Origin of the sequence: Zoogloea sp., from assembly GCF_041911615.1 — a bacterium.
Taxonomy (GTDB): Bacteria; Pseudomonadota; Gammaproteobacteria; order Burkholderiales; family Rhodocyclaceae; genus Zoogloea.
On sequence record NZ_JAYROR010000023.1, the window covers coordinates 1 to 7,247 of the forward strand.

At 69.7% G+C, this 7,247-nt stretch carries 7 protein-coding genes and 1 pseudogene; 1 reads left to right on the top strand and 7 read right to left on the bottom strand.

The window, feature by feature from the left end; translation table 11 throughout:
* From ACE3P2_RS02840 to ACE3P2_RS02855, 4 genes and pseudogenes are all read right to left on the bottom strand, one after another.
* Positions 1 to 931, bottom strand: a pseudogene (locus ACE3P2_RS02840) (hypothetical protein); the annotation flags it as partial.
* A 3-nt stretch (positions 932 to 934) separates the two neighbouring features.
* Positions 935 to 1,723 carry an indole-3-glycerol phosphate synthase TrpC gene (trpC, locus tag ACE3P2_RS02845; protein WP_374260755.1) on the bottom strand — a complete coding sequence of 263 codons (789 nt, stop codon included), beginning with the start codon at positions 1,721 to 1,723 and terminating at the stop codon, positions 935 to 937.
* 100 nt (positions 1,724 to 1,823) lie between these two features.
* Positions 1,824 to 2,855: an anthranilate phosphoribosyltransferase gene (gene trpD, locus ACE3P2_RS02850; protein ID WP_374260757.1), complete on the bottom strand. Its 1,032-nt coding sequence runs from the start codon at positions 2,853 to 2,855 to the stop codon at positions 1,824 to 1,826.
* An 11-nt stretch (positions 2,856 to 2,866) separates the two neighbouring features.
* Complete coding sequence (locus ACE3P2_RS02855) at positions 2,867 to 3,439, bottom strand: aminodeoxychorismate/anthranilate synthase component II (RefSeq protein WP_374260760.1); 573 nt, start codon at positions 3,437 to 3,439, stop codon at positions 2,867 to 2,869.
* Between the two features lie 200 nt (positions 3,440 to 3,639).
* On the opposite strand from ACE3P2_RS02855, the gene ACE3P2_RS02860 reads away from it, so the two are divergent.
* On the top strand, positions 3,640 to 4,191 hold the full coding sequence (locus tag ACE3P2_RS02860) for a hypothetical protein (protein ID WP_374260762.1): 552 nt from the start codon (positions 3,640 to 3,642) through the stop codon (positions 4,189 to 4,191).
* Positions 4,192 to 4,247: 56 nt separating this feature from the next.
* On the opposite strand, the gene trpE is transcribed toward ACE3P2_RS02860, so the two are convergent.
* The 3 genes from trpE to ACE3P2_RS02875 form a co-directional block, all read right to left on the bottom strand.
* Positions 4,248 to 5,720 (bottom strand): anthranilate synthase component I, encoded by a 1,473-nt coding sequence (trpE, locus tag ACE3P2_RS02865; protein WP_374260765.1) that lies wholly within the window; start codon positions 5,718 to 5,720, stop codon positions 4,248 to 4,250.
* A gap of 195 nt (positions 5,721 to 5,915) precedes the next feature.
* Positions 5,916 to 6,587: a phosphoglycolate phosphatase gene (locus tag ACE3P2_RS02870; protein WP_374260768.1), complete on the bottom strand. Its 672-nt coding sequence runs from the start codon at positions 6,585 to 6,587 to the stop codon at positions 5,916 to 5,918.
* Positions 6,588 to 6,634: 47 nt separating this feature from the next.
* A partial coding sequence (locus ACE3P2_RS02875; protein WP_374260771.1) for an MFS transporter occupies positions 6,635 to 7,247 on the bottom strand: 613 nt, incomplete at its 5' end.

Sequence of the window (7,247 nt, forward strand, 5' to 3'; positions counted from 1 at the left end):
CGGCCGGCGCCGAGGGGCGCAGGTCGGCGTCGATGTCGAGGCGCGCGCGGGGCGCGCTGGCGTGAAAGCGCTGGGGATCGACGCCGCGCAGCTGGACGCGGGCGGACTGCAGCGGCAGCGGCGCGAACGGGGTGGCGACGATCGCCGCGGTGCCGTCGATGCCGGCGCCGCTGGCGGTGGCGTCGAGCTTGAGCTTTTCGAGATCGCCCGCGGCGCCCGCAGCGAGGGTCCAGGCCTGGTCCGCCTGGCGGGTCACGAGGCCGACGCCGGCCACCAGCGGAAACGGGCGACGGCCGTCGAGCTGGAGGTTGGCAGCCAGCTGGCCAAAGGGCGCGAGGGCCCTGAAATCGGTGAGCCGATGCTGGCGGCCGTCGGACGCGAGGCGCCCTTCGAGGGCCGTGAAGACGATGTCCGGCGCAGCGGGCTGGCCGTCGATGAGCTTGCCGATCTGCAGGCGGCCGACCTGGAAGCGGCCGATCTCGATCGCCTTGGGCAGCTCGAGGCTGTCGGGCAAGGTGGCCGGCTCGTCGCTGGGAGCGCTGGCCACGCTGACCTCGGCGGCGCTGAGGCGGGCCATGTCGAGCCGGCCACGGGTCAGCCCGGCGGGTCGCCAGTCGATGACGAGTTCGCGGATATCCACCTGCAGGGTGGGCGTGCGCACCCGCAGCAGGCCCAGACGCAGATCACCGAGCAGGTAGCCGTCGGACTGCTCGACGCTGACCACCCCGCCGCTGAGGCGCGCCGCCAGATCGACGATGGCCTGCAAGCCCGAGGTGGTGCCGCCGAGCCAGCCCACCAGCACCACCGCGACGGTGACGAGGGCGATGAACCCGCCCAGCAGCGCCCGCGCGATGCGCAGGCCGAGCCCGCGTGCCGGCCGGGCTGCGGGCGGCGGCGCGTCGTCCGGGGCGGTGGGCGGCGTGTCGTGCATGGCTCAGCCGAACAGGGCGGCGAGGCCGGCGCCCGGGTCGTCGGCGCGCATGAAGGCTTCGCCCACCAGGAAGGCATTGACCTGATGCTCGCGCATCAGGGCCACGTCGGCCGGGGCGAGGATGCCCGACTCGGTGACGACGATGCGCCCGGCGGGGATGCGGGAAAGCAGGTCGAGAGTGGTCTGCAGGCTGACCTCGAAGGTGCGCAGGTTGCGGTTGTTGATGCCGACAAGCGGCGTGCGCAGCTGGAGCGCCACGTCCAGCTCGGCACCGTCGTGCACTTCGACCAGCACGGCCAGGCCGAGGTCTTCAGCGATGGCTTCCATCTCCTGCATCTCGGCCAGGCTGAGGGCGGAGGCGATCAGCAGGATGGCATCGGCACCCATCGCGCGGGCTTCGAAGACCTGATAGGGGTCGACCAGGAAATCCTTGCGCAGGGCCGGCAGCGCGCAGGCGGCGCGGGCGGCCTGGAGGTATTCGGGGGCGCCCTGGAAGAACTGGCGGTCGGTGAGCACCGACAGGCAGGCGGCGCCGGCCTTCTCGTAGCTGGCGGCGATCTCGGCGGGCCGGAAGTCGGCGCGGATCACGCCCTTGGAGGGGCTGGCCTTCTTGATCTCGGCGATCACGGCGGCGCGGCCGGCGGCGATCCTGGCGCGCATCGCGCCGACGAAATCCCGGGCGGGCGGCTCGGCGGCGGCGAGCGCGCGCACCGCGGCGTCGGAAACCGCCTGGCGGGCGGCGGCGACTTCCTCGCGCTTCACGGCGAGGATCTTGTTGAGGATGTCGGACATGGCGGGTTCTCGGGTTGGGGGCTTCGGGCGATCTGCTGGCGAAGGAAGCAGGACAGGCGTGGCGTCCAGCGGGGGCGCGTCGATCCGCCCCCGCCGCCGTTTACGCGAACTTTCGGGTGCAGGCGACGAACTGTTCGAGCTTGGCGCGGGCCGCGCCGGAGGCGAGCGTCTCGCGGGCCAGTGCGATGCCGGCACCGATGGAATCGACGATGTTGGCGGTGTACAGCGCGGTGCCGGCGTTGAGGGCGACGATCTCGCGGGCGGCGCCCGGCTTGTTGTCGAGCACGCCCAGCAGCACGCCCTTGGATTCGTCGGCGTCGGCCACCTTGAGGTTGCGGCTCGACATCATCGTAAGGCCGAAATCCTCGGGGTGAATCTCGTATTCGCGGATCTTGCCGTCCTTGAGTTCGCCCACCAGCGTGGACGCGCCGAGAGTGACCTCGTCCATGCTGTCGCGCCCATGCACCACCAGCACATGCCTGGCGCCGAGGCGTTCCATGACGCGCACGCAGATGCCCACCAGATCGGGGTGGAACACGCCCAGCAGGGTGTTGGGCGCGCCGGCGGGGTTGGTGAGCGGGCCGAGGATGTTGAAGATCGTGCGCACGCCCATCTCGCGGCGGACCGGCGCGACGTTCTTCATGGCGCTGTGGTGGTTGGGGGCGAACATGAAGCCGATGCCGGTTTCGGCGATGCACTCGGCGACCTGCTCGGGCTTGAGGTTGAGGTTGACGCCCAGCGCCTCGAGCACGTCGGCGCTGCCCGACTTGCTCGAAACGCTGCGTCCGCCGTGCTTGGCGACGCGGGCGCCGGCCGCGGCGGCGACGAAGATCGTCGCCGTGGAGATGTTGAAGGTGTGCGAGCCGTCGCCGCCGGTGCCGACCACGTCGAGAAAGTGGTCGTTGGGCGGCGGCACGACAACCTTGGTGGCCAGCTCGCGCATGACGGCGGCGGCGGCGGAGATTTCGCCGATGGTTTCCTTCTTGACCCGCAGGCCGGTGAGGATGGCGGCCGTCATCACCGGCGAGACTTCGCCGGCCATGATCTGGCGCATCAGCGACAGCATCTCGTCGTAGAAGATTTCCCGGTGCTCGATGGTGCGTTGCAGGGCTTCCTGGGCAGTGATGGTCATGGCGGCTCCGGTCAGGCTTGGGATTGTTCGAGGAAGTTGCGCAGCAGGTCGTGGCCGCGCTCGGTGAGGATCGACTCGGGGTGGAACTGCACGCCCTCGACGAACAGCGTCTTGTGGCGTACGCCCATGATCTCGCCGTCGTCGGTCCAGGCGGTCACCTCGAGGCAGTCGGGCAGCGATTCGCGCTCGATGGCGAGCGAATGGTAGCGGGTGCAGGTCAGCGGGTTGGGCAGGCCCTTGAACACGCCCTTGTCGAGGTGATGCACCGGCGAGACCTTGCCGTGCATCAGCTGCTTGGCGTGGATGATGCGACCACCGAAGGCCGCGCCGATGCTCTGGTGGCCGAGGCACACGCCGAGCAGCGGAATCTTGCCGGCGAAGGCCTGGATGGCCGCCACCGAGATGCCCGCCTCGGCCGGCGAGCACGGCCCGGGCGAGACGACGATCTGCGCGGGCTTCAGCGCGGCGATCGCGTCGACGGTGATCTCGTCGTTGCGATACACCCGCACGTCGGCGCCGAGTTCGCCGAAATATTGCACGAGGTTGTAAGTGAAGCTGTCGTAGTTGTCGATCATCAGCAGCATGGCAACACATCCTTTCGCTGGGTGCGGCGCGCCGCGCGGGGCGCCGCAATTGCATGTTCTGGCTTGGCGCCGGCCGGGCGCCGGGTGGTATGCCCGATGGCGCGCGCGGGCCGACAAAACTTTGTAACCTTGGTTACCGACCGGGCATCGGCGAATGTGGAATGATTGTCGGGCATTCCATAAAACAAGGAGAAAGCACGATGAAGACCTTCCGCATCCTGGTGATCGCCGCCGCCCTCGGTTCCGCCGCCACCGCCCAGGCGGGCGAGTGGAAGTTCCTGCCGGGCCTGGACAAGAACTTCGAGCACGGCTTCGTGGCGTCGGTGACCGGCGGCATCATGGACCCGCAGCACGTGAGCAGCGGCGGCGCCTGGGGCCTGGAGCTGGCGATGAACTGCGACCTGCTGCAGACCCCGACCGGCGTGATCCGCACCAAGCTGTCGGTGAACAAGTTCGACAAGGGCGGGCTCGATCTCACCACCGTCGAACTCAACCCGCGCTGGACCGTGCCCATCGCCAAGGATCTGACTCTTGGCGTCGGCCCCGGCATCGGCTGGGTGAAGGCCGACGGCGGCGCCCGTACCGTGGACATGTTCGCCCGGCAGGCGGGCGCCGATCTGGACTACCGCATCGGCCAGCTCAACCTGGGCCTCGGCGCGCGCTGGCAGGACACGGTGAACAAGACCGTCTCGGCCGGCCGCGAGGGGGCGGACAACTGGCTGGTGCAGGCGAAGGTCGGCATCGCGTTCTGACCCCGCCGCCCGCCGGCACGCACCAGGCCGCCTGCGGGCGGCCTTTTGCTGGGCGCTCACAGCTCGGTGTCGAGGCCGGCTTCGGCGATCTCGGCGGCGCGCAGCATCGCGCGGGCCTTGTTCTGGGTTTCCTGCCACTCGGACTGGGGGTCGGAGTCGGCGACGATGCCGGCGCCCGCCTGAACGTGGATCATGCCGTCCTTGACGACGGCGGTGCGGATCGCGATGGCGAGGTCCATGTCGCCGTGAAAGCCCACGTAGCCGACCGAGCCGGCGTAGATGCCGCGCTTGGTGGGTTCGAGTTCGTCGATGATCTCCATCGCCCGCAGCTTGGGCGCGCCCGACACGGTACCGGCCGGGAAGGTGGCGCGCAGCACCGCCAGCGCGTCGAGGCCTTCCTTGAGCTTGCCCTCGACGTTCGAGACGATGTGCATCACGTGGGAGTAGCGCTCGACGGTGAAGCGCTCGGTGACCTTGACGCTGCCGGTGGTGGCGACGCGGCCGCAGTCGTTGCGGCCCAGGTCGAGGAGCTGGGTGTGTTCGGCGCGCTCCTTCTCGTCGGCAAGGAGCTCCCGCTCCAGCGCCTGATCTTCGTCGTAGGTGGCGCCGCGCTTGCGCGTGCCGGCGATGGGCCGCACGGTGACGTCTTTATCTTCGAGGCGCACCAGGATCTCGGGCGAGGCGCCGACCACCTGGAATTCCTCGAAGTTGAAATAGAACATGTAGGGCGACGGGTTGAGGCTGCGGATCGCCCGGTACAGCGCCAGCGGCGAGGCACCGAAGGGCTTGCTCATGCGCTGGCTGAGCACCACCTGCATGATGTCGCCCTCGACGATGTAGTCCTTGGCGCGCTGCACCGCGGCCTTGAAGGCGTCCTCGCCGAAGCTGGAGACCGGCTCGGTGGGCGCGGCGCGCAGGTTGGCCGGCACCGACACCGGCTCGCGCAGCTTGCCGAGGAGCTCCTTGAGGCGCTTCTGGGCGCGCTTGAAGGCGTTGGGTACGTCGGGCTCGGCATACACCACCAGCGTGAGCTTGCCGGAGAGGTTGTCGACGATGGCGATTTCCTCGGACAGCAGCAGCAGGATGTCGGGCGTGCCGAGCTCGTCCTTCTTGGTGGTTTTGGCGAGGCGCGGCTCGATATAACGCACCGTGTCGTAGCCGAAGCAGCCCACCAGGCCGCCGGCGAAGCGTGGCAGGTGGTCGCGGGGCGGTACCTTGATGCGCGCCATGAACTCGCCCACGTAGGCCAGCGGGTCGCAGTCGTCGCGGCGTTCGATCAGGCGGTCGTTGGTCAGCGCGAGCACCGCGCGGCCCCGCACCTCGATGCGCGTGGGCGCGGCAAGGCCGATGATCGAGTAGCGGCCGAAACGCTCGCCGCCCTGCACGGATTCGAGCAGGTAGGTGTTGGGCGCGTTGGCCAGCTTCAGATAAACGGAAAGGGGGGTGTCGAGATCCGCAAAGGTTTCGAGGGTAACCGGAATGCGGTTATAGCCCTGGGCGGCCAGGGCGTTGAATTCGGCTTCGGTCATGGAGACTCCGGAAGGACATGATGCTTTTTCGCGAGGGTATCACGAGGGCTGCTCGTGACTGGTTCGGGCGGGGCTCAGCAGCCCAGCCATGACCGGCCGCCGCATCCACCGGAGGTGGGGATACGAACGGCAGGGAACTCCTGTACGAAAGTCATGCGCTTCGGGGTCACGATGGAATCGGTGTGGTCCGACGGGTCAGCGGATGCGCGGGAGCGCATCGACGAGGCTCGATAGTAGCCCGTCGCAATCGATGCTGTCCACCGGCTTGCCTTCGCTGTAACCGTAGGTGACCAGCAGCACCGGCATGCCGGCGGCGCGGGCGGCCTCGGCGTCGTTGGCGGAATCGCCGATCATCAGCGCCTCCGCCACCTCCGCGCCGAGCAGTGCGCAGGCGTGCACGAGGGGCGCCGGGTGCGGTTTTTTCTCGGCCAGGGTATCGCCGCTGACCGTGGCGTCAAAGTAGCCGGCTATGCCCATCCGCTCGAGCAGCGGTGCGGTGAAGGCTGTCGGCTTGTTGGTGACGCAGGCCATCGCGACACCCGCTTCGCGCAGCGCGTCGAGGGCCGGCACGACGCCGGCGTAGATCGTGGTGCGGGCGCCGTTCACCTCGGCGTAATGGCGGCGGAACACATCCACCGCCGCGGCCACTTCGTCCGCCTCCGCCGAGCCGCTCTCGGCCAGGCAGCGCCGCACGAGGTTGAGCATGCCCTTGCCGACGAAGCCGCGAATCGTCTCGACCGAATGGGGCGTACGCCCCAGCTCGGCCATCATCCGCTGGCAGGCCTCGGCGAGGTCGGGGATGGAGTCGAGCAAGGTGCCGTCCAGGTCGAACAGCACGGCACGGATCGGGCGGTGGGAAAGCGTCATGGCAGCGGCGGCGGGGAAGAACCGGAAGGCCGGCAGGATACGGGAAGTCAGGGCGCCGACGCCAGCGCCGGCCGCCGGCCCGCCCGCAGCAGGGCCACCATCAGCGCCACCACCGGCAGCGCGGCGAGCAGGTTGACCTGCGCCCAGCCGAGGGCATCCACCAGCCGGCCGGCCCCGAGGGTGGCCACGGTCACCGCGGCGAACACCACGCTGTCGTTGAAGGCCTGGGCCAGCGGCCGGTCGGCGTCGCGGCAGGTGTCGGTGAGCGCCGTGGTGGCGCCGACGTACAGGAAGTTCCAGCCGACGCCCACCAGCACCAGGGCGAACTGGAACACCGGGATCGCATCGCCCGTCAGCGCCACCCCGATACCCGTCAGATTGAGCACGCCGCCGGCCAGCATCACCCCGCGCGCGCCGAAGCGCCGGATCAGCCCGCCGGTGACGAAGGACGGCGCGAACATCGCCACCAGGTGCCACTGGATCACCGCGGTGGTGGTGGCGAAGTCGTGACGGGCGCACAGCATGGCGAGCGGCGTGGCGGTCATCAGCAGGCCCATCACCGCGTAGGCCACGGCGGCGGCGGCCACCGCGAGGCGGAACGGGCCCTGGCTGGCGATCTCGGCGAGCGGTCGCGATGGCGCGGCCTGCGCCCGGGCCGGC

Excerpts from the sequence above, each read along its gene's own strand:
- trpC (WP_374260755.1), bottom strand. The coding sequence starts at position 1,723 with ATGTCCGACATCCTCAACAAGATCCTCGCCGTGAAGCGCGAGGAAGTC.
- trpD (WP_374260757.1), bottom strand. The coding sequence starts at position 2,855 with ATGACCATCACTGCCCAGGAAGCCCTGCAACGCACCATCGAGCACCGG.
- ACE3P2_RS02855 (WP_374260760.1), bottom strand. The coding sequence starts at position 3,439 with ATGCTGCTGATGATCGACAACTACGACAGCTTCACTTACAACCTCGTG.
- ACE3P2_RS02860 (WP_374260762.1), top strand. The coding sequence starts at position 3,640 with ATGAAGACCTTCCGCATCCTGGTGATCGCCGCCGCCCTCGGTTCCGCC.
- trpE (WP_374260765.1), bottom strand. The coding sequence starts at position 5,720 with ATGACCGAAGCCGAATTCAACGCCCTGGCCGCCCAGGGCTATAACCGC.
- ACE3P2_RS02870 (WP_374260768.1), bottom strand. The coding sequence starts at position 6,587 with ATGACGCTTTCCCACCGCCCGATCCGTGCCGTGCTGTTCGACCTGGAC.